Origin of the sequence: Streptomyces sp. NPDC091649 (assembly GCF_044756785.1) — a bacterium.
Taxonomy (GTDB): Bacteria; Actinomycetota; Actinomycetes; order Streptomycetales; family Streptomycetaceae; genus Streptomyces.
This window is the reverse complement of record NZ_JBIVTR010000001.1, coordinates 423,520-449,046: the sequence shown is the minus strand read 5'-3', so window position 1 is coordinate 449,046 and position 25,527 is coordinate 423,520. Positions and strand designations below refer to the sequence as shown.

Below are 25,527 nucleotides of genomic sequence, written 5' to 3'. Positions count from 1 at the left end.
CTCCAGGGAGCCACGTTCCCCGGGGGAGTGGGCTCGGGCGGTTCGATGGTCGACCGGACGTAGATCCGCGGGAGCGCGTGGGCGCGGGGGCATGGAGCACTCAGGCGCTCATCTTCACCTGTTCTCCGCTCTCCGCGCCGTGCGTTGTGGCACCGTGGATCGACTGGCGACTCGGGCGTCCGAGCGTTCGCGTAGGGGGAATCTGCATGCGTTTTCGCACCGTTGCGGCCTCGGCCACGTTCGTCCTGTGCGCCTCGACGGGCGCGGCGGCCTGTTCCTTCTCGCCGGGCCCCACAGACGCCACCCGGCCCGCCGTCCCCGCCGTCTCGGCGACGCCCGTCCCCGCGGAAGGCATGGCGGGACACATCGAGACGGGCCGGCGTCAGGCAGGCCCGCCCCCGACGGGCGGACAGGACGGCACGGGCCCCGCGAAGTGCGCGACGTCCGCCGCCGCGATCCCGGCGGAGTGCGCTCTCGATCTCTCGTTCCCCGACGTCACCGAGGGGAAGCCGGCCACGGAACCTCCCGTGCGGTGAGAACCGTACGGGGGAGGGGCGGGCACACGGCGTGTGCCCGCCCCCCTCTGGCCGGGCCTGCGGCACGCACGCCCCGGCGCCTCGACCCCCGATGCGCCTCGTACCGTCGGAACCCCTGCGTCACAGAAGCCCCTTCCATCCGTCACGGTGATCTCTTAGTCTCACAGTCTGTTCACATATTGATATTGATGATCTTGCAACAGAGGTCAGGCGCGGGGGTAGTGAAGCATGCGTGAAAACTGGCGCTCGAAGTTGAGCGTTCTCGCCGGTACGTCAGCACTTGTGCTCTCGGCCGTCACCGCGACGCCGGCGCTGGCCGACGACGCACCGGTGAGCCCCCAGGAAGTGCGGATGCCGGCGAACATGAAGATCGTCGAAGGCGGGGCCACGGAGCCCGGAGCGGCTGCTCCCTCACCGGCGGAACGGGCGGAACCGGCGGCGCCGGCGAGCCCGGCAGTATCCGCGGGACCGGCGGGAACGATGGAAGCGGTGGGCACGGCCCAGGCCGCTCCGTCGTCGAACACCTGCCTGGGCTCGACCGCCGCGTACGGCGCCAGCGGATGCTTCCAGCACAGCGGCGACATCGTCTGGGCGGGCGACACGAAGAAGGACGGCATGTCCGCGGCCGTCGGGGTCTACACCGACTACGGGCGCGCCGCCGAGGTCTGCGTCAACAAGCTCGGCGTCGACACCTGGGCGACCTGCAACAAGAACTACGGCGAGGGCGGGAACGTACGCCTCCGCGTCCTGCGCTACGACGGCGACACGGGCAAGTTCTACCAGCCCGAGACGTGGTCCGGCTGGATTCCGGTCGACGGGAAGTACTGAGCCCCGGAGACGATCCCGACGTGCGGCTCCGGGCTCGGTCACCCGCACGCCGTCATCACACCCGTACGCCCCTGCCTGCCCCGTGACCCGACCCGACGGAAGCCGGAAGGGGCCCGGCGGCGACACGGTCTAAGACGTCAAGCTGACCAGGTGAGACCGTAGGGCACGCTCGCGCGCGGATATTGACCCGGGGCCGCCTGTCAGCGGTGGGTGGGACAATCCGCGGCATGCGTGAACACACGGACTGGACGTCGATCCCCTCCCCCGGCCGCATCGCCGCGGGGCTGGCCTACGGCGCGACGTTCGCCGCCGTGCTGGGCCTGCTCCCCCGGCACGCGCCCGAGCCCGAACGGGCCGCCCACGACGACGGCGGCGGCAGCTCCTTCGTGCTCGACCTGTCCGGGACCGTACCCGTGCTGGTGACGCGCGACCGGGATGTGTACGACGTGCAGATCGCGTATGAGGACGTACGCGCCACGCTGGACCTCGCGGAGCTGCCGGGCCCCTACGCCCACGCGTGGGACCTGGCCTTCAGCGGGGCAGCCCGGTGGGACGGAGCGTCCTGGACGCCCGCCGTCGGCGTCCCGGGCCGCGTCGTCACCGGCGTCGTCGACGACCGGCACCTCCTGAGCGAGGCTGACATCGCCCTGGCCGAGGTCGCCGAGGGCGAGAGCGACCCGAACGCGCTGGCCGCCCTCCTGGCCGCGGTCCGCGCCGGCGCCTGGGACCGGGACATGGTCGAGGCGGCCGTACGCCTGGCCCCCTACGAGGACGACGAAGACCTCGAAGCCCACCCCGACCCCGAAGCGGCCTTCGACGCCCTGGAGCGCTACGCCCACTTCCTGGAACACGCCCTGGCGGTGGACCGCGGCACTTCCTGACGTCGGGTCAGCCGACCACCGCGGGCGGAGGCCGCCCTGGAGCATCTCGACGCCGGCAGTCCCGCTGTGTGGTCGCCGGGGCGCGCTTCTCACCAGTTCCTCCGGCTTGGGGAGGCGGCTCCCGTGCAGAGGGATCCTGTTCTTCCTGCCTGCGGCGTCGGGCTGCGGACGGACTCGTACGTCGAGGCGAAGTGCAGCTCATGCACAGGGCCCTTCGCGCGCGAATGCCGCTCATGCCGGTGGATGTGACCGCAGGGTCGGTCTGGTGGTGAGGGCCGCCGACCGCGCCGGGACCGTGGTTTCGCCAGGTCCGCACCGGTACCTCCGCACCGACCACGAGGCAGTCTTCCCGTCCATCGTCCTGTACTACGGTCGCCCGCATGCTTGTCGAACAGAACGCCGACCCCGCCCGCGTCGAGGCGGCCTGGCGGAACATCACCGCGTGGCTCGCCGAACACGCACCCCTCTCGCACGCCTCACTCCTGCCGCCCGCGTCCGAGGCTGAGACCGAGCGCGCCGATGCTCTTCTTCGGGAACGCCTCGGCTTTGGACTTCCGGCTGAACTGCGGAAGTTGTGGCGACTGTGCGGTGGTGTGGAGCACCAGGACATCGAGGCCGACGCGCAGGGCGAGGTCTTCTCCGGGGCGTTCTTCCCGGACGGGGTGCTTCTGTCGCCGGCCAAGGCGCTGGGGCCGCGCCTTCCCGGGCCGGGGGCAAAGGACTTCTGGGGCGCCGAGGTGGTTCCCTGGCTCACGGGGGACGACGAGGACGCTCCACTGCAGGGCTCCTACATCGGCGCCCGGGGTGTCGGGAAGTGGTCGTTCGAGGACGACCCGGCCGGCACACCCGATTACCCATCGATGGCCGTCTACCTGGAGGACGTTTACCGCACGCTGAACACAGGGCCTGCGAACCTGATGGGATCCGATGTCCCCGGCGTCGTGTGGGGGTGCCTGGTCTGGGACCGTCCTCAGGGGTCCTGGTTGACGGATGCCGCCGAGCACTGGAGTCCGCTCCACTGACTGGGCGGCGCCTGCTTCCACGCGAGACGCCGTGCCTCTCTTCTGAACGGCGGCACAAGGCTTCTGGTCGAAGAGCTAGGGAAGTCAATCGCACACGGACCTTCGGACCGGTGCTGCTTTGGCAGGAACAAAAAAGGCGCTGACCTGCATTTCTGCTGGTCAGCGCCTTGATCCGGAAGTGCCCCCGGCAGGATTCGAACCTGCGCACCCGGCTCCGGAGGCCGATGCTCTATCCCCTGAGCTACGGGGGCGTATCGCTGTGCTGCTCTGCGACGGGTGAAACACTACCAGCTTCCACGGGGTGTCCGTGAACAGGTATTCCGTCGCGCCTCCGGGGTTCTCCCCGCCGGTCGGGCGGCCTTCCAGAGCGGTGGCCACTCGTCCGGTGCGGAAGTGGACAAAACCCGGACGCCGGGCCTCCGGCCGACCTACTCTCGAAGGGTGTCAGGGGCGTACGGCCGCGTGCTTGTTGTCGACGACAACAAGGTCATCCGGCAGCTGATCAGGGTCAATCTCGAGCTGGAGGGCTTCGAGGTCGTGACCGCGGCCGATGGCGTCGAGTGCCTGGACCTGGTCCAGCGGATCCGCCCCGACGCGATCACCCTCGATGTCGTGATGCCCAGGCTGGACGGTCTGGAGACCGCCACCCGTCTCCGCTCCGATCCTCGGACCCGTCGTCTTCCCATCGCCGTCATCAGCGCCTGTACGCCCCAAGAGGTCGACGCGGGTGTGGCGGCGGGGGTCGACGCGTTCCTGGCGAAGCCGTTCGAGCCGAGTGAGCTGGTGCGGATCATGCGCCGGCTGGTGACCGGTGCGGAAGAGCCCGCGGTGGACGGGCGGCGCGGTGCGGGCCGGGCGGGGAGCACCGCCGGCTGACCTTGCCGGCGAACGGGAGTCCGGGCCGGCTCTGCGGCTGGAACCGCGGATGGAACCGCGCCCTGCGCGTCGGAGCGCTGTGCATCCGGGTCACCGCCGGCCAGGGCCGCCGAACCGGGCCCGGCGGAGCACGGCAGCCAATCCGGCCCGACCAATCCAGCCACCGAACCGGCCCGACCGAACCGGCCCCGAACCAGCCCCACCGAACCGGCCCAGCGGAGCAGGGCAGCCACATCGAGCCGGCCGAAGCGGGGCCGGTGGAGCAGGTGGTGAAACGGGGCGCGGCTGCCCGGATGGCGAAACCGGGTCGCGGAGTGCCCCCCTCTCTCACCTACGCTTGACCCGTGACCCCCGCCGATCTCGCCTCGACCGTGCTGCACGCCGTGCGCCGCGCGGTCGACGAGGATGCGTTGCGCGCGCCCGTGCCCGCGCGCGTGCGAGTGGAGAGGTCACGGCCCGGCGGCAGCGGGGACTACGCCTGCGCCGTCGCGCTCCAGCTCGCCGGGCCCGCCGCGCTGCCCGCCCTGGAGGTCGCCCGCATCCTGCGGGAACGCGTCGTCGGCCGGCCCGGCGTCGGGCGGGTCGAGATCACCGGACCGGGGTTCCTGAGCTTCACCCTCGACGCCCCGGCCGATCGCGACCGGGCCGTGCTCGACGCCGTACGGGCACAGGGCCTCGGGTACGGACACGGGGACGCGCTCCGCGACGAGGCCCTCCAGTTCCACCACGCGCGGGAGGTGCGCGCCGCCGTCACCGCCCACGCCGTGCGCCGGCTCGCCGTCGCCCAGGGCGCCCGGGTCCGGGTCAGCTGCGAGGAGGCGCCCGACCCGCACTGGGCCCGCCTCGGCGTCGCCGTCGACGCGCACGGGACGCCCCCCGTACCGCTCACCGGGATCCGGCCCGTCCCCGCCGGGGCCACCGCGGCGGAGCTGTCGGAGCGGCTCGGGTCCGACGCGGCCCGCTGGGGGCTCCTGCGGCCCGCCGGGCACGACCGTGCCGCCCTCGGCCCCGAACTGCTCGTCCAGGGCGAGGCCAATCCGCTCTTCCGGGTCCGTTACGCCCACGCCAGGGCCCGTGCCCTCACCCGGGCCGCCGCCCTCCTCGGCTTCACCGCCGAACCCACCGGCCACGCCCCGTACGGGAAGCACACCGGGCAGGCAGCGCAGGCGGGGGCCACCGTGCAAGCCCCCTGCACCGAGCACGCCGGCGATGCCGCGCACCGAGAGCAGACCGGGCCCACCCCGTACGGCGAAGGCCCCGCCCCGTACGACAGTGCCGCGCGCCCCCTCCTGGACCTCATCGCCGACCATCCCGGCGTCCTGCTCGCAGCGGCTCGTCACCGCGCGCCCGACCGGGTCGCCCGGCAGCTGGAAGCCGTCGCGTACGCCTTCTTCGACTTCCACGACGCCTGCCCGCCCCTGCCCGCCGGTGACGAGAAACCCTCGGCCGCCCACCGTGCCCGGCTGGCTCTCGCCGAAGCCGCCGGGACGGTGCTGGCCGGTGGCCTGTCCCTGCTCGGCATCCGCGCGCCCGAACATCTCTGACGAGATCAGACGAGACCCGAGAGAGCATCACGATGAGCCGCTCCGCACACCCCGCCGGCCCCCGTCACGCCGACGTCTTCACCGAGGGCCACTACTCCGCGCCCGCCGCCGACCTCAACGTCCTCGACGAGAAGGTCTGGTCGCGTACCGTCACCCGCGACGCGGACGGCGCCCTCACCGTCGGCGGGATCGCCGTCGCCCGGCTCGCGGAGGAGTTCGGCACCCCGGCCTACTTCCTCGACGAGAGCGACTTCCGGGCCCGTTGCCGCGCCTGGTCCGACGCCTTCGGGCCGGACGCCGACGTCTTCTACGCCGGAAAGGCATTCCTGTCCCGCGCCGTCGTGCGCTGGCTGACGGAGGAAGGGCTCAACCTGGACGTCTGCTCCGGCGGGGAGCTGACCACCGCCCTCGACGCCGGAATGCCGGCCGAGCGCATCGCCTTCCACGGCAACAACAAGACCGTCGCCGAGATCGAGCGGGCGGTCGCGGCCGGCGTCGGGCGGATCGTCCTCGACTCCTTCCAGGAGATCGTCCGCGTCGCCCACATCGCCCAGCGCCACGGCGTCCGCCAGCGCGTGCAGATCCGCGTCACCGTCGGCGTCGAGGCCCACACCCACGAGTTCATCGCCACCGCGCACGAGGACCAGAAGTTCGGGATCGCGCTCGCCGACGGGCAGGCCGCCGAGGCGGTGCGCCGCGCCCTCTCACTCGACGGGCTCGACCTCATCGGCGTCCACTCGCACATCGGCTCGCAGATCTTCGACATGGCCGGCTTCGAGGTCTCCGCCCGGCGCGTGGTGCAGCTGCTCGCCGAGATCCGCGACGAGCACGGCGTCGAACTGCCCGAGATCGACCTCGGCGGCGGCCTCGGCATCGCCTACACCTCCGAGGACGACCCCCGCGAGCCCCACGAGATCGCCAAGGCGCTCAGCGACATCGTCACCCGCGAGTGCGAGTCGGCGAAGCTGCGCACCCCCCGCATCTCCGTCGAGCCGGGCCGCGCCATCGTCGGACCCACCGCGTTCACGCTGTACGAGGTCGGCACGATCAAGCCCCTGGAGGGGCTGCGGACGTACGTCAGCGTCGACGGCGGCATGTCGGACAACATCCGCACCGCGCTGTACGACGCCGAGTACAGCGTCGCGCTCGTCTCCCGCACCTCGGACGCCGAACCCATGCTCGTCCGGGTCGTCGGCAAGCACTGCGAGAGCGGCGACATCGTGGTCAAGGACGCCTTCCTGCCCGCCGACCTGGCCCCCGGCGACCTGATCGCCGTCCCCGCCACCGGCGCGTACTGCCGTTCCATGGCGAGCAACTACAACCACGCGCTGCGCCCGCCGGTCGTCGCGGTCCGCGACGGAGAGGCGCGCGTCATCGTCCGGCGCGAGACGGAGGAAGATCTCCTGCGCCTCGATGTCGGCTGATGAAATAGTCATCTCAGGATCCGGACGGGGGTCAGAAACTCCCGTCCGGTGAGTGAGACTGGTCCACACATGAGTATGACCCTCCGGCGATCGGGAGGGCGGGAGAAGGAGCGGGACTGGGTGCGTGCGGCTGCAAGGCGGAGGATCGAGGCATGGCGGAGCCATGGTGATTGACGACAACGCCGCAGATGTGCGCACCCAGTCCCGCGACGCCGCTCCCCGATCGCCGGAGGGCCCAGGTATGAGAAACGAGGTCGGATGATGCGTACGCGTCCGCTGAAGGTGGCGCTGCTGGGCTGTGGAGTGGTCGGCTCAGAGGTGGCGCGCATCATGACGACGCACGCCGACGACCTCGCGGCGCGCATCGGCGCGCCCGTGGAGCTCGCCGGGGTGGCCGTCCGCCGGCCCTCGAAGGTGCGGGAGGGCATCGACCCCGCACTGATCACCACCGACGCGACCGCGCTCGTGCGGCGGGGCGACATCGACGTCGTCATCGAGGTCATCGGGGGCATCGAACCGGCCCGCGCGCTCATCACCACCGCCTTCGAGCACGGCGCGAGCGTCGTCTCCGCCAACAAGGCGCTGCTGGCCGAGGACGGCGCCGCCCTGCACTCCGCCGCCGAGAAGTACGGCCGCGACCTCTACTACGAGGCCGCCGTCGCCGGAGCCATCCCCCTCGTACGGCCGCTGCGCGAGTCGCTCGCCGGCGACAAGGTCAACCGGGTGCTCGGCATCGTCAACGGCACGACCAACTTCATCCTCGACAAGATGGACACCAGCGGCGCCGGCTACTCCGAGGCGCTCGACGAGGCCACCGCCCTCGGGTACGCCGAGGCCGACCCGACCGCCGACGTCGAGGGCTTCGACGCCGCCGCGAAGGCCGCGATCCTCGCCGGCATCGCCTTCCACACCCGGGTCCGGATCGGGGACGTGCACCGCGAGGGCATCACGGAGGTCACCGCCGCCGACATCGCCTCCGCCCGCCGGATGGGCTGCACGGTCAAGCTGCTGGCGATCTGCGAGCGCGCCGCCGACGGGCAGTCCGTCACCGCCCGCGTGCACCCCGCGATGATCCCGCTCAGCCACCCGCTGGCCTCGGTCCGCGAGGCGTACAACGCGGTCTTCATCGAGGCCGACGCGGCCGGGCAGCTCATGTTCTACGGGCCCGGGGCCGGCGGCTCGCCGACCGCCTCCGCGGTCCTCGGCGACCTCGTCGCGGTCTGCCGCAACAAACTGGGCGAGGCCACCGGTCCCGGTGAGTCCGCCTACACCCGCCTGCCGGTCAGCCCCATGGGCGAGGTCGTCACGCGGTACCACATCAGCCTCGACGTGGCCGACAAGCCGGGCGTTCTCGCCCAGGTCGCGACGATCTTCGCCGAGCAGGGCGTTTCCATCGATACGGTACGCCAGCAAGGGCGTCCGGACGGAGGCGGCGAGGCGTCCCTCGTCGTCGTCACCCACCGCGCGCCCGACGCCGCCCTCTCCGGGACCGTCGAAGCGCTGCGCAAGCTCGACACCGTGCGCGGTGTCGCCAGCATCATGCGTGTTGAAGGGGAGTAAAGGACCCATGACCAGCAAGGGCACCCACCAGTGGCGCGGCATCATCGAGGAGTACCGGGACCGCCTTCCGGTCACGGCCACGACGCCGGTCGTCACCCTTCGTGAGGGCGGTACGCCGCTCGTTCCGGCGCAGGTCCTCTCCGAGCGCACGGGCTGCGAGGTACACCTCAAGGTCGAGGGCGCCAACCCCACCGGTTCGTTCAAGGACCGCGGCATGACCATGGCCATCACCCGGGCCAAGGAGGAGGGGGCGAAGGCCGTCATCTGCGCCTCCACCGGCAACACCTCGGCCTCCGCCGCGGCGTACGCGGTGCGCGCCGGGATGGTCTGCGCCGTCCTCGTGCCGCAGGGCAAGATCGCCCTCGGCAAGATGGGCCAGGCGCTCGTGCACGGCGCCAAGATCCTCCAGGTCGAGGGCAACTTCGACGACTGCCTGACTTTGGCCCGCTCGCTCTCGGACAACTACCCGGTGGCGCTGGTCAATTCGGTCAATCCGGTCCGTATCGAGGGCCAGAAGACCGCCGCGTTCGAGATCGTCGACGCGCTCGGCGACGCCCCCGACATCCACGTCCTGCCGGTCGGCAACGCGGGCAACATCACCGCGTACTGGAAGGGGTACACCGAGTACGCCGGTGACGGGGTCTCGACCCGCTCCCCGCGCATGTGGGGATTCCAGGCGTCCGGCTCCGCGCCCATCGTGCGCGGCGAGGTCGTCAAGGACCCGTCCACCATCGCCACCGCGATCCGCATCGGCAACCCGGCCTCCTGGGTCTACGCGCTCGCCGCACGCGACGAGTCGGGCGGCTTCATCGACGAGGTGACGGACCGGCAGATCCTCTCCGCGTACCGGCTGTTGGCCTCGCAGGAGGGCGTCTTCGTGGAGCCCGCGTCGGCCGCGTCCGTCGCCGGCCTGCTCAAGGCCGCCGAGGAGGGCAGGGTCGACCCCGGCCAGCGCATCGTCTGCACCGTCACCGGGAACGGCCTCAAGGACCCCGACTGGGCCGTCGCGGGCGCGCCGCAGCCGGTCACGGTCCCGGTCGACGCGGCCACCGCCGCCGAGAAGCTCGGCCTCGTCTGACCCGGCCCCGGGCCGGCCCCGGGTCGGCCGCAGCAGACGACGCGGCCGACCCGGGCAACCGCGACAACCCGCTCAACCGGCCCCTTTCCGGGGCGGAGAGCGCATGCGAGGCGGGCGACACGCATCGTGCGCCTCCTGTGCGCCCTATGTCGCCACAGAACCTTCCTTCGATAAGCTGTACCCCATCCGCCCGGCATCCGCCCGCCGGACCGCCACGCCGACGGTCCCCGTCGTGGCCGTCGGGCCGGCCGCCGGATTCCCGCACCGTCTCGGAGCCCTCCGCACAGCCGCGACCCCACCGCAACGACCTCCGCCGTTCGCACCCGCCCCCGTCCCCGCCGTCAACGCCCCGCCGCCGCAGAGCCACCCGCACTGCATCCCCGCCGCCTTACAAGGAGTGGTCCGACCGATGGCCGGTCCCGCGTTCCGAGCCGCCGCCGTCAGGGTGCGCGTCCCCGCAACCAGCGCGAATCTGGGTCCGGGTTTCGACTCCCTGGGCCTCTCGCTGGGGCTGTACGACGACGTCGTCGTCCGGGTCGCCGACTCCGGGCTGCACATCGACATCGCAGGTGAGGGCAGCGAGACGCTGCCCCGCGACGAGAGCCACCTGCTCGTGCGCTCCCTGCGCACCGCGTTCGACCTGCTCGGCGGCCAGCCCCGCGGGCTGGAGATCGTCTGCGCCAACCGCATCCCGCACGGCCGGGGCCTCGGCTCCTCGTCCGCCGCCATCTGCGCCGGGATCGTCGCCGCCCGCGCGGTGACGACCGGCGGCGACGCCCGCCTCGACGACGCGGCCCTGCTGGAGCTGGCGACCGAGATCGAGGGGCACCCCGACAACGTCGCGGCCTGTCTGCTCGGCGGATTCACGCTCGCCTGGATGGACGGCGGTGCGGCCAGGGCGATCAGGATGGACCCCGCCGCCTCCGTCGTCCCGGTGGTCTTCGTACCCGGGCGCCCGGTGCTCACCGAGACGGCGCGCGGCCTGCTCCCGCGCACCGTCCCGCACGTCGACGCGGCCCTCAACGCCGGCCGGGCGGCCCTGCTCGTCGAGGCCCTGACCCGTCGGCCCGAGCTGCTGCTCGCCGCGACCGAGGACCGGATCCACCAGGAATACCGGGGCCCGGCCATGCCCGAGAGCGTGGAGCTGGTCAACCGCCTGCGCGCCGACGGCGTGCCCGCGGTCATCTCCGGCGCGGGACCCACGGTCCTGGCGCTGACGGAGGAGGGCTCGGCCGACAAGGTCGCCCGACTGGCGGGGGAGGACTGGGCGGCGAACCGGCTGGCCCTCGACGCGACGGGTGCGAGTGTGCTGCCGCTGGCCGCATAGGCGCAGGTGATTACCGGTGAGCGAGAGGGGGAATATGTGTTGGAGCCGGTAGTGTTAATCTCAAGTCTGCAACCGACGTCTTTGAGGCGCGTTGCTTCGTGTCCCTTTCCGGGACCGCCATTCTTCCGGGAGCCTCCCCAACTGCCTGAGCAGCCTGCCTGAGCAGTTTCGAGCACGCTCCGGAACCGGCACGACACCCCTCGCTGGTCCAGGAGTGGGCCGAGCAGGGGGATTTCGCGCCGGACCCCGCACGTTCATCTCTCCGCCGTACCCGGCGGACCACCGCCCCGGCAAGGTCCGCGATCCAGCAAGATCGAAAGACCGCAGTCGGACAGCACAACCGGTCGCCGAGCCAGAAGGCCGACGTCCGCTCCAGGGAAGGACCCTTCGTGAGCGACACCACCGATCTGATGGGCGTGACTGCCGACAAGAACGTCGACAGCGCCGCGCCCGCCGAAGGTGCTGCCACTGGCACCACCGCACGGCGCCGCCGCTCCGGCACCGGCCTCGAGGGCATGGTCCTGGCCGAGCTGCAGCAGGTCGCGTCCGGCCTCGGCATCAGGGGCACCGCGCGGATGCGCAAGAGCCAGCTGATCGAGGTCATCAAGGAGGCGCAGGCGGGTGGCGGATCCGCCGCCCCCAAGACCTCCTCCAAGTCCGCAGAGGCCCCCGCCGAGGCGGAGAGCAAGCCGAAGCGCCGCGCGACCTCCAAGGCGCGCACCGGGGACGAGGCCGCCGCTGCCGCCGCCGAGAAGGACACGGCCCAGCAGCAGACCGCCCAGCAGCAGATCGACATCCCCGGCCAGCCGGCCAGCGACGACCAGCCCGCGGGCGAGCGTCGGCGCCGCCGAGCGACCGCGCAGGCGGGCAGCCCCGACACCAAGACCGAGGCGAAGTCCGAGGTCAAGGCCAAGGCGGAGCCCCAGGCGGAGCAGAAGACCGAGGAGCGGGGCGAGCCGAAGGGCGACGCCAGGGCCGAGGCCGCCGCCGACACGGCCGAGGGCCGTCGCGGTGACCGTCGCGACCGCGGTGAGCGCGGCGACCGCAGTGAGCGCCGCGAGCGTCAGCGCGACCGCCGCGGCAAGGGCGACGACCAGGGCCAGCAGGGCGGCGGCGGGCAGCGCCCGCAGCGCCAGGGCCAGGGTCAGGGCCAGCAGAACCGCGACAACGGTCCGCAGGACGACTTCGACGACGAGGCGGGCGGCCGTCGCGGCCGTCGCGGACGCTACCGCGACCGCCGGGGCCGTCGCGGGCGCGACGACTTCGCCAGCGATGTGCAGGTGGCCGACGACGACGTCCTCATCCCCGTCGCGGGCATCCTGGACATCCTCGACAACTACGCGTTCATCCGGACCTCCGGCTACCTGCCGGGCCCGAACGACGTGTACGTCTCGCTCGCCCAGGTCCGCAAGAACGGCCTGCGCAAGGGCGACCACGTCACCGGCGCGGTGCGTCAGCCCAAGGACGGCGAGCGGCGCGAGAAGTTCAACGCGCTGGTCCGCCTCGACTCGGTCAACGGCATGGCCCCCGAGTCCGGCCGGGGCCGCCCCGAGTTCCAGAAGCTGACCCCGCTCTACCCGCAGGACCGGCTCCGTCTGGAGACGGACTCCAACATCCTGACGACGCGGATCGTCGACCTGGTGGCCCCGATCGGCAAGGGCCAGCGCGGGCTCATCGTGGCTCCGCCGAAGACCGGCAAGACCATGATCCTGCAGGCCATCGCCAACGCGATCACGGTCAACAGCCCCGAGTGCCACCTGATGGTCGTCCTGGTCGACGAGCGTCCGGAAGAGGTCACCGACATGCAGCGGTCGGTGAAGGGCGAGGTCATCTCCTCGACCTTCGACCGTCCCGCCGAGGACCACACCACGGTCGCCGAGCTGGCCATCGAGCGCGCCAAGCGCCTCGTCGAGCTGGGTCACGACGTGGTCGTGCTGCTCGACTCGATCACCCGTCTGGGCCGTGCGTACAACCTCGCGGCGCCCGCCTCAGGCCGCATCCTGTCCGGTGGTGTCGACTCGACCGCGCTCTACCCGCCGAAGCGCTTCTTCGGCGCCGCGCGCAACATCGAGGACGGCGGCTCGCTGACCATCCTGGCCACCGCGCTCGTCGAGACCGGCTCGCGCATGGACGAGGTGATCTTCGAGGAGTTCAAGGGCACCGGCAACATGGAGCTCAAGCTCGACCGGAAGCTCTCGGACAAGCGCATCTTCCCGGCGGTGGACGTCGACGCGTCCTCCACCCGCAAGGAAGAGATCCTGCTCGGCACCGACGAGCTGGCGGTCGTCTGGAAGCTGCGCCGGGTGCTGCACGCGCTCGACCAGCAGCAGGCCATCGAGCTTCTCCTGGACAGGATGAAGAAGACCCAGTCCAACGCGGAGTTCCTGCTCCAGATCCAGAAGACGACACCGGGCAGCGGAAACGGCAACGACTGACCGACCGCGCACCGGCACCCGTCCGGTCCCCAAGGACTCCGCCCCCTCGCTCCGGCACTCCGGTGAGGGGGCGGAGCCCGTTCCCGGGGGCGGTGCCCGGACGTCTCCCGCCGCCGGCGCTCCCCGCCCCGGCCGGGGCCCACCCTTCCGGCCGGAAGGCCGGCCCGCCCGAACCCGAGACCTTGACCACACGGCACCGGCGCCCGAGCTGTCCGCCGACTCCCGGCACCGCGCACGAAACCCCAGGTGAAAGCGGTCTCCGGGCCCGTTCGCCCGAACCGTCCGCGGCCCCCGTCGTCCGGCGGGGGCCACAGACGCGTATGCAACCCTTCTTGCTGCTTCGGCCGTCCCCCCCCGGGAGAGGCCGACCGCGCGTGGAGGACCACGGCAGGGGGCCGGACGGGCAACAGGAGCGACGAGGAGACGCGTGAGCGAGCAGAGCAGGAGCACGGGCCGCATACGCGGTACCGGCAGCCGGCGGAGGAAGCCGTCGCGCCGGCGCCGCGCCAAGGCCGTCGCGGCCTGGACGGCGGCGGGTGTCGTGGTCGTCGGCGGGGCCGGACTCGGCTACGCCTATCTGGCGCTCGACGGCAACCTCTCCAGCATCGACATCGACGCCCGGCTGGGCGCCGACCGCCCCGACGACGTCGACGACGGCTCGCAGGACATCCTGGTGCTGGGCTCCGACTCGCGCTCCGGCGACAACGGGGAGTACGGCGAGGACGAGGGCGCGGCCCGCTCCGACACGGCGATGGTCGTGCACGTCGACAAGGGCCACAAGTCCGCGAGCGTCGTCTCGATACCCCGCGACACCCTGATAGAGCGTCCCGCCTGCGCCAGTGACACGACGGGCGAACCCGTCGGCGCCGAGCACCGGGCCATGTTCAACACCGCCTACGAGGTCGGCGGGCCCGCCTGCGCGGTGAAGACCGTCGAGTCGATGTCCGGCATCCGCATGGACCACTACCTGGAGGTCGACTTCACCGGCTTCAAGAAGCTGATCGACGAGCTCGGCGGCGTCGAGATCACCACGAGGACCGCCATCGACGACGCCAAGAGCCATCTGGACCTGGAGCCGGGCACCCACACCCTGAACGGCGAGGAGTCCCTCGGCCTCGTCCGTACCCGCAAGAGCGTCGGCGACGGCAGCGACCTGGGGCGCATCCAGCTCCAGCAGGCGTTCATCAAGGCGCTGATGGAGCAGGCGAAGAGCGTCGGCGTGTTCTCCAGCCCCAAGAAGCTGTTCGGCCTCGCGGACGCCGCCACCAAGGCCGTCACCACCGACTCGGGGCTCGGCTCCGTCAAGAAGCTCACCGGTTTCGCGGGCGGCCTCAAGGGGCTGGACGCGAAGAACGTGCACATGGTGACGCTGCCCGTGGAGTACGACCCGGCCGACCCGAACCGGGTCCTGCCGCAGGAGAAGGCCGGCCGGCAGGTCTGGGCCGCGCTCAAGGCCGACCGGCCGATCCCCGCGTCCGCCACCGAGGAGTCGGCCGGCGACAAGGGCGACGCCGCCGACGTCGTCGAGTAGCCACCCGCCGGCGCACGGACCGCGCACGCCGTCACACTCCGTGCGCGAGGCGCCGGCGAACACCCGGCGGGGAATACCTGCGCTACGCCCCCGGTTTTGGGAGATACGGCCGGTCCTGGCAGACTGGTACGTCGGCCCCGGTTCACGGCCGCGCAATCCGCGCGGACGACCCGGAGCCCTCCCGAAACTAGGAGACACCTTGAAGCGCGACATTCACCCCGAGTACGTCGAGACGCAGGTCAGCTGCACCTGCGGTGCCTCGTTCACCACCCGGAGCACCATCGACAGCGGCGCCATCCGCGCCGACGTCTGCTCCGAGTGCCACCCGTTCTACACGGGCAAGCAGAAGATCCTCGACACCGGCGGCCGCGTGGCCCGCTTCGAGGCCCGCTTCGGCAAGGCTGCCGGCTCCGCCAGCAAGTAGCGAGCCACTGCGCCGGTTCTCGGCGCCCTCTTCCCCGGGGGCGTCGGAGCCGGCGTTTTTCCGGTCGGGTGCCCCGGGGGAGCCCTCCCGGACCGAGGAGTCTCCCCGGCCCGGGAAAGCCCTCTGGGCCACCCCACCCGGCAGTACGCCCTCCAGCAGGCCCGCAGACGTAAACCAACCAGGAGCCCCCGAATGTTCGAGGCGGTCGAGGAACTGATCGGTGAACACACCGGTCTTGAGAAGAAGCTCGCCGACCCGTCGGTCCACACCGACCAGGCCAACGCGCGCAAGCTGAACAAGCGCTACGCGGAGCTGACCCCGATCGTCTCCACGTACCGGACCTGGAAGCAGACCGGCGAGGACATCGAGACCGCCCGCGAGTACGCGGCGGACGACCCCGACTTCGCCGCCGAGGTCAAGGACCTGGAGAAGCAGCGCGACGAGCTCACCGACAAGCTCCGCCTCCTCCTCGTCCCGCGCGACCCCAGCGACGACAAGGACGTGCTCCTGGAGATCAAGGCGGGCGCCGGCGGCGACGAGTCGGCCCTGTTCGCGGGCGACCTGCTGCGCATGTACCTGCGCTACGCCGAGCGCATCGGCTGGAAGACCGAGATCATCGACTCCACCGAGTCCGAACTCGGCGGCTACAAGGACGTCCAGGTCGCCGTGAAGACCAAGGGCGGCAACGGCGCCACCGAGCCCGGCCAGGGCGTCTGGGCCCGGATGAAGTACGAGGGCGGTGTGCACCGCGTGCAGCGCGTGCCCTCGACCGAGTCCCAGGGCCGCATCCACACCTCCGCGGCGGGCGTGCTCGTCACCCCCGAGGCCGAGGAGGTCGACGTCGAGATCCACGCCAACGACCTGCGCATCGACGTCTACCGCTCCTCGGGACCCGGTGGGCAGTCCGTCAACACCACCGACTCCGCCGTCCGCATCACGCACCTGCCGACCGGCGTCGTGGCCTCCTGCCAGAACGAGAAGAGCCAGCTCCAGAACAAGGAGCAGGCCATGCGCATCCTGCGCTCCCGGCTGCTGGCCGCCGCCCAGGAAGCCGCCGAGCAGGAAGCCTCCGACGTCCGCCGCAGCCAGGTCCGCACCGTCGACCGCTCCGAGAAGATCCGGACGTACAACTTCCCGGAAAACCGCATCTCGGACCACCGCGTCGGCTTCAAGGCGTACAACTTGGACCAGGTGCTCGACGGAGAGCTCGACGCCGTCATCCAGGCATGCGTCGACGCCGACTCCGCCGCCAAGCTCGCCAACGCGTAAGCGACCCGCCCGCCCCGCACGCCCGTAACCCGTACGGAGAACCGCGATGAACCTGCTGCTCGCCGAGGTGGCCCAGGCCACCCAGCGGCTGGCCGACGCCGGTGTCCCCTCACCGCGTTTCGACGCCGAGGAACTCGCGGCCTTCGTCCACGGGGTGAAGCGGGGAGCGCTGCACACGGTGCCCGACACGGATTTCGACGCCCGCTACTGGGAGACGATCGCCCGCCGCGAGGCCCGCGAACCCCTCCAGCACATCACCGGCCGCGCCTTCTTCCGCTACCTGGAACTCCAGGTCGGACCCGGGGTCTTCGTCCCCCGGCCGGAGACCGAGTCGGTCGTCGGCTGGGCGATAGACGCCGTGCGCGCGATGGACGTCGTCGAGCCCGTCGTCGTCGACCTGTGCACCGGCTCGGGAGCCATCGCGCTCGCCATGGCCCAGGAGGTCCCCCGCTCCCGGGTGCACGCCGTGGAGCTGTCCGAGGACGCCCTCAGGTGGACGCGGAAGAACGCCGAGGGGTCCAGGGTCACCGTGCACAAGGGAGACGCCCTGAGCGCCCTTCCCGAGCTCGACGGCCAGGTCGACCTGGTGATCTCCAACCCGCCGTACATTCCGCTCACCGAGTGGGAGTACGTCGCCCCGGAGGCCCGCGACCACGACCCGCAGATGGCCCTGTTCTCCGGCGAGGACGGCCTCGACACCATCCGCGGCATCGAACGCACCGCCCACCGCCTGCTGCGCCCCGGCGGCCTCGTCGTCATCGAGCACGCCGACACCCAGGGCGGCCAGGTCCCCTGGATCTTCACCGAGGAGCGGGGCTGGGCGGACGCCGCCGACCACCCCGACCTGAACAACCGGCCCCGGTTCGCCACCGCCCGCAAGGCCATGCCGTGACCGGCCCCCGGCACCACCACCCGTACCCGTACCCGCTCCAGGAGGCCGGCTGATGGCTCGGCGATACGACTGCAACGACGCCACCGACCGGACCACGGGCCTGCGCGAGGCCGCATCGGCCGTCCGCCGGGGCGAACTGGTCGTGCTGCCCACCGACACCGTGTACGGGATCGGTGCGGACGCCTTCACCGCGGAGGCCGTCGCGGACCTGCTGGACGCCAAGGGCCGGGGCCGCAACATGCCCACCCCCGTCCTCATCGGATCGCCGAACACCCTGCACGGCCTGGTCACCGACTTCTCGGAGGAGGCGTGGGAGCTCGTCGACGCCTTCTGGCCCGGCGCCCTCACCCTCGTCGCCCGGCACCAGCCCTCCCTCCAGTGGGACCTCGGCGACACCCGGGGCACCGTAGCCATCCGGATGCCGCTGCACCCGGTCGCCATCGAGCTGCTGACCGAGGTCGGTCCGATGGCCGTCTCCAGCGCCAACCTCACCGGACACCCCGCGCCGGAGGACTGCGACGCCGCCCAGGGCATGCTCGGCGACTCCGTCTCGGTCTACCTCGACGGCGGCCCGACGCCCGGCATCGTGCCGTCCTCGATCGTCGACGTCACGGGCGCCACCCCGGTACTGCTGCGCGTCGGCGCCCTCTCCGCGGAGGAGCTGCGCAAGGTGGTCCCCGACCTCGAGGTGGCCAATTGACCGCCCCCGAGGGGCGTGGCATAGCGGGGCGGACCGACACCTTCCGCATCCTCCACGTCAGCACCGGCAACGTCTGCCGCTCGCCGATCACCGAGCGGCTGACCCGCCACGCCCTGGTGGACCGCCTCGGCGATCCGCTCAGCGGCGGGCTCGTCGTGGAGAGCGCGGGCACCTGGGGCCACGAGGGCGCACCCATGGAGGCCAACGCCGAGGTCGTCCTCGCCGACTTCGGCGCGGACTCCAGCGGTTTCGTCGGCCGGGAGCTGCTGGACGAGCACGTGATCCGCGCCGACCTGGTCCTCACCGCCACCCGTGACCACCGTGCCCAGGTCATCTCCATGGGCCACTCCGCGGGCCTGCGCACCTTCACGCTCAAGGAGTTCACCCGGCTGGTGCGGGCCATAGACCCGGCCACCCTGCCCGACGCGCTCGACGAGGGCGTCGTCGAGCGCGCCCGCGCCCTGGTGCGCGCCGCCGCGGCGCTGCGCGGCTGGCTGCTCGCCCCGACCGCCGAGGCGGACGAGGTCTACGACCCCTACGGCGCCCCCATCACCTTCTTCCGCTCCATCGGCGACGAGATCAATCAGGCGCTCGACCCGGTCGTCACCGCGCTCACCGGCGTACGCGCCCCGCACTGACCGGGCGCACCCGCCGGGCCCGCGCACCTCGCGCCGGTGCGCCGACCGGGGTACGGGACCCCGCGACAGCGGGCACAGCGCCTCGCCCCGGCCTACATTGGAGCTGACACCGGCACGCTCGCCGGCGCACCCTCCTCCAGGCCCGGAGCCGTCCCATGCCGGTCACCTCTCCCGCCGCACCCGCAGCTGTGCCGCCCGCGCCCGACGCCCTGCCCCAGGACTTCGGCGCGCTGCTCCGCCAGGACCCGGAGGTCGCCGGGGTCCTGCTGGCGGAGGGGGACCGGCAGGCGTCGACCCTCCAGCTGATCGCCGCCGAGAACTTCCAGTCGCCCGCGGTCCTCGCGGCCCTCGGCTCCCCGCTCGCCAACAAGTACGCCGAGGGGTACCCGGGCGCCCGCCACCACGGCGGCTGTGAGTACGCGGACGCCGCCGAGCGTGTCGCGGTCCGCCGGGCCACCGCCCTCTTCGGCGCCGAGCACGCCAACGTCCAGCCGCACTCCGGCTCCTCGGCCGTCCTCGCGGCCTATGCCGCACTCCTGCGCCCCGGCGACACGGTGCTCGCGATGGGACTCCCGTACGGCGGACACCTCACCCACGGGGCGCCGGGCAACTTCTCCGGCCGCTGGTTCGACTTCGCCGGCTACGGCGTGGACGCGGAGACCGGGCTGATCGACTACCCCCGCCTCCGCGCCCTGGCCCGCGCCCGCCGCCCCAAGGCCATCGTGTGCGGCTCGATCTCCTACCCCCGCCACCCCGACTACGCCCTGTTCCGGGAGATCGCCGACGAGACCGGGGCGTATCTGATCGTGGACGCCGCCCACCCGATGGGGCTGATCGCCGGGGGAGCGGCGCCGAACCCGGTCCCGTACGCCGACGTGGTCTGCGCCACCACGCACAAGGTGCTGCGCGGGCCGCGCGGCGGTGTGATCCTGTGCGGCGCGGAGCTGGCCGAGCGGATCGACCGGGCGGTGTTCCCGTTCACCCAGGGCGGCGCGCAGATGCACACGGTGGCGGCGAAGGCCGTCGCGTTCGGGGAGGCGGCCACTCCCGCGTACACGCGCTACGCGCACCAGGTCGTCGCCCACGCCCGGGTGCTCGCCGCCGGCCTGGAGGCGGAGGGCTTCGAGGTGACCACGGGCGGCACGGACACCCACATCGTCGTCGCGGACCCGGCCCCGCTCGGCGTCGACGGCCGCACCGCCCGCGAGCGGCTGGCGGCGGCCGGCCTGGTCCTGGACACCTGCGCACTGCCGTACGGGAACGCCCGGGGCATCCGCCTGGGCACCGCGGCCGTCACCACGCAGGGGATGGACGACGGGGACATGGCCCGGATCGCGGCCCTGTTCGGGGCGGCGGTGCGGGAGCCGGGCGGTGCGAGCCGGATCGCGGCGGAGGTCCGGGACCTGGCCGCGCGCAATCCGCCGTACCCGCGGGAGCGGACTCCGCGGTATCCGTAGCAAAATCCCCGGGACAGCGGGATTCCGGGGGCGGGAGCTCCCCGGGTCCGGGCGCGCGTCCCCGTGCGCGGGGCGGCTGACCCGGCCGTATCCGGGGCAGACGAACCCTGTGCAACCATCACCCGTACCGTGGAGTCCTTGTTCCAGAGACTAGGGTGTGGGTTTTGGATGGCCGGCGAGTTCTGTGGGGCAGCCCGTGCGTGATTACCTGCTGACGCTCTGTGTCACGGCAGCGGTGACTTATCTGCTGACCGGACCGGTGCGTAAGTTCGCCATCGCGGTCGGGGCGATGCCCGCGATCCGTGCGCGTGACGTCCACCGGGAGCCGACACCCCGGCTCGGTGGGATCGCCATGTTCGGCGGACTGTGCGCGGGGCTGATCGTGGCCGACCACCTCTTCAACCTGAAGGGCGTCTTCGAGCTCTCCAACGAGCCGAGGGCGCTGCTCTCCGGCGCCGCCCTGATCTGGCTGATCGGCGTCCTCGACGACAAGTTCGAGATCGACGCCCTGATCAAGCTGGGCGGCCAGATGATCGCCGCCGCCGTCATGGTCATCCAGGGCCTCACGATCCTGTGGCTGCCGATCCCCGGCGTCGGCACGGTCGCCCTCACCCAGTGGCAGGGCACGCTGCTCACGGTGGCGCTGGTCGTCATCACGATCAACGCGGTCAACTTCGTCGACGGCCTGGACGGCCTCGCGGCGGGCATGGTGTGCATCGCGTCGGCGGCCTTCTTCCTGTACGCCTACCGCCTCTGGATGGGGTACGGCATCGAGGCGGCGGCCCCCGCGACCCTGTTCGCGGCGATCCTGATGGGCATGTGCCTCGGCTTCCTGCCGCACAACATGCACCCGGCGCGGATCTTCATGGGCGACTCGGGCTCGATGCTGATCGGCCTGGTGCTGGCGGCGGGCGCGATCTCGATCACGGGTCAGGTCGACCCGGACAACATGCAGATCTTCGGCAGCGAGCGCGGGGCCACCCACGCGATGCTCCCGGTCTTCATCCCGCTGGTGCTGCCGCTGACGATCATCGCGATCCCGGCAGCCGATCTGGTCCTCGCGATCGTCCGGCGCACCTGGAACGGCCAGTCGCCGTTCGCCGCCGACCGGGGCCATCTGCACCACCGGCTGCTGGAGATCGGCCACTCGCACAGCCGGGCCGTGCTGATCATGTACTTCTGGTCGGCACTCATCGCGTTCGGCGCCGTCGGCTACTCGGTGCACTCGGCCTCGATGTGGATCGTCTTCGTCATCATCGCGGCGAGCACCATGGGACTGGTCCTGCTGCTGATGCCGCGCTTCACCCCGCGCGCCCCGCACTGGGCCAACCGCATCGTGCCGCCGCGCTACCGCCGGGCTGCGGTGCAGGAGCCCTCTTCCTCGCACGAGGAGCAGCCGGCGCCCGGGACCTCCGGAGCCCAACAGGGCTCAGCGGACGCTCCGATGGACGAGGAGAGCGACGAACGGGCTCCCGTGGCGGTCGGGGTGTCCGGCGTCAACGGCGCTACCGCGATCGGCGCTCGTTCGCGGTTCCCGGATCGCCGCTCCATCGACTCGTCACATTGACGATTCGGGATCCGCGGTGCATTACCAGACATTGCGCCTACTTGTCGTGCACACACGCGCGCCGTCACTCTCATGTGTGACAGTTGGCACACTTTTCAGGTAAAGACCTCATCAAATAGTTTGTGATACCGTTCACGAGACCCGGTGACGGAGCCGAAGGACCTTGGTAACACGGTCCATTGGCCCGAAGATCCGCCTCGCGGACCGGGCCTACGCTCGTCCATGACGACGCCCCATTCCTCCCCTCAGACCAGTGGAGCTGCCGCCATGCAGTCCGACATGCGCGAACTACTGCGCATCGCCACCCCCACCGCCGCAGTGGGAGCCGTCGCCACGCTCGTCGGCGGCCTGCTCGCCGGTGGCGAGGGGGCGATCGGCGCCGCGGTCGGCTGCGTGGTCGTGATCGTCTTCATGGCGCTCGGACTGCTGGCGCTCAACTGGGTCGGCAAGACCATGCCTCACCTGTTCCAGGGCATGGGGCTGATGATTTACTCGGCTCAGCTCGTGCTCCTGCTCATCTTCATCCTGAGCATCAGGAACACCACGCTCTTCGATCTTCAGGTCTTCGCCCTCTCGCTGGTCGCGGCCGTCATCACGTGGATCACCACACAGGCCGTGCTGCATTCCCGGAGCAAGACCCTTTACGTCGACCCCGACGCGGAGACCCGGAACCGTCCGGGCGGAGCTGGGGGAGATCGTGACGAGTAGGGCCGGAATAAAGCCGTGTTCGACGTGCTGCTATCGTCCGGTCTCGGTTGCGGTAGTGCGAGCGCGGGCAACAGGGCGGTCGCATGATTCATCGCGAGGCTTCGGGCCCGGCCGCCGCCTCCTCACCGTAAGAACCAGTCCGGTGCCGACCTGCGGCCACCCGCCGCTCCGACACAACGAGGTAGCCGCATCCATGCGCCATGCAGAAGGAGCTCTTGGTGACTGACGCCCAGACGCTCGCCTTCGAGACGAACTGCCACCTGTTCAAGGACTGCGGGTTTCATGCCCCCAGCGTGTGGTCGTTCCTCTTCGAGCCGCTCTTCACCATTGGGCCTGTCGAGTTCAACAAGCCCATGCTGCTCGCGATCATCGGCACATTCGCGATCCTGGCCTTCTTCTGGGCCGGTTTCTCGAAGCCCAAGGTCGTCCCGGGCAAGCTCCAGATGGTCGCCGAGGCGCTGTACGACTTCGTCCACCGCGGCATCGCCCGTGAGGTCATCGGCAAGAAGGGCGAGCCCTTCGTCCCTCTGCTGGTCTCGCTCTTCTTCTTCGTCTGGATCCTGAACCTCTGGGCCATCATTCCGCTCGCCCAGTTCCCCGTCAGCTCCGTCATCGCCTACCCCGTCGGTCTGGCGCTGGTGGTCTGGGTGACGTACATGACGGTGACGTTCCGGACGAACGGGCTCGTCGGGGGCATCCGCAACCTCTGCGTCCCGAGTGGTCTGCCCAAGCCGATCTACGTGCTGCTGACGCCGCTGGAGTTCATCTCCAACGTCTTCGTCCGGCCGTTCACGCTGGCGGTACGACTCTTCGCGAACATGTTCGCGGGCCACATCCTGATCCTGATCTTCACGATCGCCACCTGGTACATGCTCGGCACCGTCCTCGGCACGGTCTACGCCGGAGCGTCGTTCATCATGACGCTGGTCCTGACCGTGTTCGAGATGTTCATCCAGGCCCTTCAGGCATATGTGTTCACGGTGCTGACCGCCACGTACCTCTCCCAGGCGCTCGAAGAAGCCCACTGAGGAACCCCCGAGCCCTCCGGCTCGATTCCTCACCCACCCCAGACGCCCGGTGTGAAGACACTTTCCACCGGTCCCACCAAGAGAAGGAACCACGGACATGTCTGCTGCTTTCGAGACCCTCGCGGCCGTGAACGGCAACGTCGGCACCATTGGCTACGGCCTCGCCGCGATCGGCCCCGGCATCGGCATCGGCATCATCTTCGGTAACGGTGTGCAGGCCATCGCCCGCCAGCCCGAGGCTGCCGGCCTCATCCGCCAGAACATGCTGCTCGGCTTCGCCGTCGTCGAGGCCCTCGCCCTGATCGGCTTCGTCGTTCCGTTCATCGTCAAGTGACGTTGTGGCTGTAGCTCCATTCGACGAAAGGTCCACCATGATGTACCTGGCAGCCGAGGAACCGCAGAGCCCTCTGCTCCCGGTCTGGCCTGAAGTCGTCATCGGCCTGATCTGCTTCGGCATCGTCTTCTTCGTCTTCTCGAAGAAGCTGCTTCCGGTGATCAACAAGACCCTGGAAGAGCGCCGCGAGGCGATCGAAGGTGGCATCGAGAAGGCCGAAGCGGCTCAGACCGAGGCCCAGAGCGTTCTTGAGCAGTACAAGGCTCAGCTCGCCGAGGCCCGCCACGAGGCCGCCCGTCTGCGCCAGGAGGCGCAGGAGCAGGGTGCCGTCATCATCCAGGAGATGAAGGCGGAAGGTCAGCGGCAGCGCGAAGAGATCATCGCCGCCGGCCACACCCAGATCGAGGCCGACCGCAAGGCCGCGGCCTCCGCGCTGCGCCAGGACGTCGGCAAGCTCGCCACCGACCTGGCCGGCAAGCTCGTCGGGGAGTCCCTCCAGGACCACGCCCGGCAGAGCGGCACCGTCGACCGTTTCCTCGACGAGCTCGAGGCGAAGGCCGAGGCGGCCCGATGAACGGCGCGAGCCGCGAAGCACTGGCTGCCGCACGCGAGCGTCTCGACGCGCTGACCGACAACACGTCGGTCGACGCGGCGAAGCTCGCCGAGGAGCTGGCATCGGTCACGGCACTGCTCCACCGCGAAGTATCCCTGCGCCGGGTCCTCACCGACCCGGCCCAGAGCGGCGAGAGCAAGGCCGAGCTGGCCGCGCGTCTGCTCAGCGGGCAGGTCGGCGGAGAGACTGTCGACCTGGTGTCCGGACTCGTCCGGTCCCGCTGGTCGTACTCCCGTGACCTGGTGGACTCGGTCGAGGAGCTGGCGAACACCGCAGACCTCACCGCGGCCCAGCGCGGCGGCCGCCTCGACGACGTCGAGGACGAGCTGTTCCGCTTCGGCCGGATCGTCGGCTCCGACACGGGCCTGCGGTCCGCGCTCACCAGCCGTACGGCCACGGCGTCCGCCAAGAGCGAGCTGCTGCGCAGCCTGCTCGGCGGCAAGGCGCAGCCGGTCACCGAGCGGATCATCGTCCGCCTGGTCACCCAGCCCCGTGGACGTAGCCTGGAAGCCGGGCTGGACTCACTGTCCAAGCTCGCCGCGGAGCGCCGGGACCGCATGGTCGCCGTCGTCACCTCGGCGGTGCCGCTCAGCGACCGGCAGAAGCAGCGCCTCGGCGACGCCCTGGCGAAGCTCTACGGCCGGCAGATGCACCTGAACCTGGACGTGGACCCCACGGTCCTCGGCGGGATCTCGGTGCGCGTCGGTGACGAGATCATCAACGGCACCGTCGCGGAGCGCCTCGAAGAGGCGACCCGCCGCATGGCCGGCTGACACAGAGCAAGAACAAGCAAGACCAGCGGCCCGGTTGGGCCGTGCAGAAATTGCAGAAGATTCCTGGGGGTCGGCCCCCAGA

24 protein-coding genes and 1 tRNA gene are annotated in these 25,527 nt (G+C 71.2%); 24 read left to right on the top strand and 1 reads right to left on the bottom strand.

Going from position 1 to position 25,527, the window contains the following annotated elements; all coding sequences use genetic code 11:
- Positions 1–206: 206 nt before the first annotated feature.
- From ACIQMU_RS01930 to ACIQMU_RS01915, 4 genes are all read left to right on the top strand, one after another.
- Complete coding sequence (locus tag ACIQMU_RS01930) at positions 207–536, top strand: hypothetical protein (RefSeq protein ID WP_352238204.1); 330 nt, start codon at positions 207–209, stop codon at positions 534–536.
- 228 nt (positions 537–764) lie between these two features.
- Positions 765–1,364, top strand: a complete 600-nt coding sequence (locus ACIQMU_RS01925; RefSeq protein WP_352238205.1) for a hypothetical protein — start codon at positions 765–767, stop codon at positions 1,362–1,364.
- 227 nt (positions 1,365–1,591) lie between these two features.
- Complete coding sequence (locus ACIQMU_RS01920; protein ID WP_352238206.1) at positions 1,592–2,245, top strand: hypothetical protein; 654 nt, start codon at positions 1,592–1,594, stop codon at positions 2,243–2,245.
- Positions 2,246–2,625: 380 nt separating this feature from the next.
- Complete coding sequence (locus ACIQMU_RS01915) at positions 2,626–3,267, top strand: hypothetical protein (RefSeq protein ID WP_402688049.1); 642 nt, start codon at positions 2,626–2,628, stop codon at positions 3,265–3,267.
- A gap of 179 nt (positions 3,268–3,446) precedes the next feature.
- Here ACIQMU_RS01915 and ACIQMU_RS01910 read toward each other — a convergent pair.
- Positions 3,447–3,518 (bottom strand) — tRNA-Arg (locus ACIQMU_RS01910).
- Positions 3,519–3,729: 211 nt separating this feature from the next.
- On the opposite strand from ACIQMU_RS01910, the gene ACIQMU_RS01905 reads away from it, so the two are divergent.
- The 20 genes from ACIQMU_RS01905 to ACIQMU_RS01810 all read left to right on the top strand — a co-directional run bounded on the left by ACIQMU_RS01905 (position 3,730) and on the right by ACIQMU_RS01810 (position 25,445).
- The gene (locus ACIQMU_RS01905) at positions 3,730–4,143 is read left to right on the top strand and encodes a response regulator (RefSeq protein WP_352238208.1); all 414 of its coding nucleotides are present in this window, start codon (positions 3,730–3,732) and stop codon (positions 4,141–4,143) included.
- 344 nt (positions 4,144–4,487) lie between these two features.
- A complete protein-coding gene (gene nrtL / locus ACIQMU_RS01900) occupies positions 4,488–5,687 on the top strand; it encodes an ArgS-related anticodon-binding protein NrtL (RefSeq protein WP_352238209.1) in 1,200 nt (399 codons plus the stop codon).
- A gap of 32 nt (positions 5,688–5,719) precedes the next feature.
- The gene (gene lysA, locus ACIQMU_RS01895; RefSeq protein ID WP_352238210.1) at positions 5,720–7,111 is read left to right on the top strand and encodes a diaminopimelate decarboxylase; all 1,392 of its coding nucleotides are present in this window, start codon (positions 5,720–5,722) and stop codon (positions 7,109–7,111) included.
- Between the two features lie 258 nt (positions 7,112–7,369).
- A complete protein-coding gene (locus ACIQMU_RS01890) occupies positions 7,370–8,671 on the top strand; it encodes a homoserine dehydrogenase (RefSeq protein WP_352238211.1) in 1,302 nt (433 codons plus the stop codon).
- 7 nt (positions 8,672–8,678) lie between these two features.
- On the top strand, positions 8,679–9,749 hold the full coding sequence (gene thrC, locus ACIQMU_RS01885) for a threonine synthase (protein WP_402688048.1): 1,071 nt from the start codon (positions 8,679–8,681) through the stop codon (positions 9,747–9,749).
- Positions 9,750–10,158: 409 nt separating this feature from the next.
- Positions 10,159–11,076 (top strand): homoserine kinase, encoded by a 918-nt coding sequence (thrB, locus tag ACIQMU_RS01880; protein ID WP_402688047.1) that lies wholly within the window; start codon positions 10,159–10,161, stop codon positions 11,074–11,076.
- 389 nt (positions 11,077–11,465) lie between these two features.
- Positions 11,466–13,511, top strand: coding sequence for a transcription termination factor Rho (rho, locus tag ACIQMU_RS01875; protein ID WP_352238214.1), 2,046 nt, complete (start codon positions 11,466–11,468; stop codon positions 13,509–13,511).
- A 427-nt stretch (positions 13,512–13,938) separates the two neighbouring features.
- The gene (locus tag ACIQMU_RS01870) at positions 13,939–15,042 is read left to right on the top strand and encodes an LCP family protein (RefSeq protein WP_352238215.1); all 1,104 of its coding nucleotides are present in this window, start codon (positions 13,939–13,941) and stop codon (positions 15,040–15,042) included.
- Between the two features lie 199 nt (positions 15,043–15,241).
- The gene (gene rpmE, locus ACIQMU_RS01865) at positions 15,242–15,466 is read left to right on the top strand and encodes a 50S ribosomal protein L31 (RefSeq protein ID WP_015611364.1); all 225 of its coding nucleotides are present in this window, start codon (positions 15,242–15,244) and stop codon (positions 15,464–15,466) included.
- 192 nt (positions 15,467–15,658) lie between these two features.
- On the top strand, positions 15,659–16,735 hold the full coding sequence (gene prfA, locus ACIQMU_RS01860) for a peptide chain release factor 1 (protein ID WP_352238216.1): 1,077 nt from the start codon (positions 15,659–15,661) through the stop codon (positions 16,733–16,735).
- 46 nt (positions 16,736–16,781) lie between these two features.
- Complete coding sequence (gene prmC / locus ACIQMU_RS01855) at positions 16,782–17,627, top strand: peptide chain release factor N(5)-glutamine methyltransferase (RefSeq protein WP_352238217.1); 846 nt, start codon at positions 16,782–16,784, stop codon at positions 17,625–17,627.
- A 52-nt stretch (positions 17,628–17,679) separates the two neighbouring features.
- Positions 17,680–18,327, top strand: a complete 648-nt coding sequence (locus ACIQMU_RS01850; protein WP_352238218.1) for an L-threonylcarbamoyladenylate synthase — start codon at positions 17,680–17,682, stop codon at positions 18,325–18,327.
- Positions 18,324–18,965: a protein-tyrosine-phosphatase gene (locus ACIQMU_RS01845; RefSeq protein WP_352238219.1), complete on the top strand. Its 642-nt coding sequence runs from the start codon at positions 18,324–18,326 to the stop codon at positions 18,963–18,965. Before ACIQMU_RS01850 ends, ACIQMU_RS01845 begins: the two co-directional genes overlap by 4 nt.
- A gap of 155 nt (positions 18,966–19,120) precedes the next feature.
- Entirely contained in the window at positions 19,121–20,422 is a 1,302-nt protein-coding gene (glyA, locus tag ACIQMU_RS01840) for a serine hydroxymethyltransferase (protein WP_352238220.1), read from the top strand.
- A gap of 184 nt (positions 20,423–20,606) precedes the next feature.
- Positions 20,607–21,989: an MraY family glycosyltransferase gene (locus ACIQMU_RS01835; RefSeq protein ID WP_352238221.1), complete on the top strand. Its 1,383-nt coding sequence runs from the start codon at positions 20,607–20,609 to the stop codon at positions 21,987–21,989.
- Positions 21,990–22,256: 267 nt separating this feature from the next.
- Entirely contained in the window at positions 22,257–22,697 is a 441-nt protein-coding gene (locus ACIQMU_RS01830) for a hypothetical protein (protein WP_352238222.1), read from the top strand.
- A gap of 200 nt (positions 22,698–22,897) precedes the next feature.
- Complete coding sequence (atpB, locus tag ACIQMU_RS01825) at positions 22,898–23,725, top strand: F0F1 ATP synthase subunit A (protein WP_352238223.1); 828 nt, start codon at positions 22,898–22,900, stop codon at positions 23,723–23,725.
- Positions 23,726–23,822: 97 nt separating this feature from the next.
- Complete coding sequence (gene atpE / locus ACIQMU_RS01820) at positions 23,823–24,059, top strand: ATP synthase F0 subunit C (RefSeq protein WP_003966254.1); 237 nt, start codon at positions 23,823–23,825, stop codon at positions 24,057–24,059.
- Positions 24,060–24,096: 37 nt separating this feature from the next.
- Positions 24,097–24,633: a F0F1 ATP synthase subunit B gene (locus ACIQMU_RS01815; RefSeq protein WP_352238556.1), complete on the top strand. Its 537-nt coding sequence runs from the start codon at positions 24,097–24,099 to the stop codon at positions 24,631–24,633.
- On the top strand, positions 24,630–25,445 hold the full coding sequence (locus ACIQMU_RS01810) for a F0F1 ATP synthase subunit delta (RefSeq protein ID WP_352238224.1): 816 nt from the start codon (positions 24,630–24,632) through the stop codon (positions 25,443–25,445). Before ACIQMU_RS01815 ends, ACIQMU_RS01810 begins: the two co-directional genes overlap by 4 nt.
- The last annotated feature ends 82 nt before the right edge of the window (positions 25,446–25,527 follow it).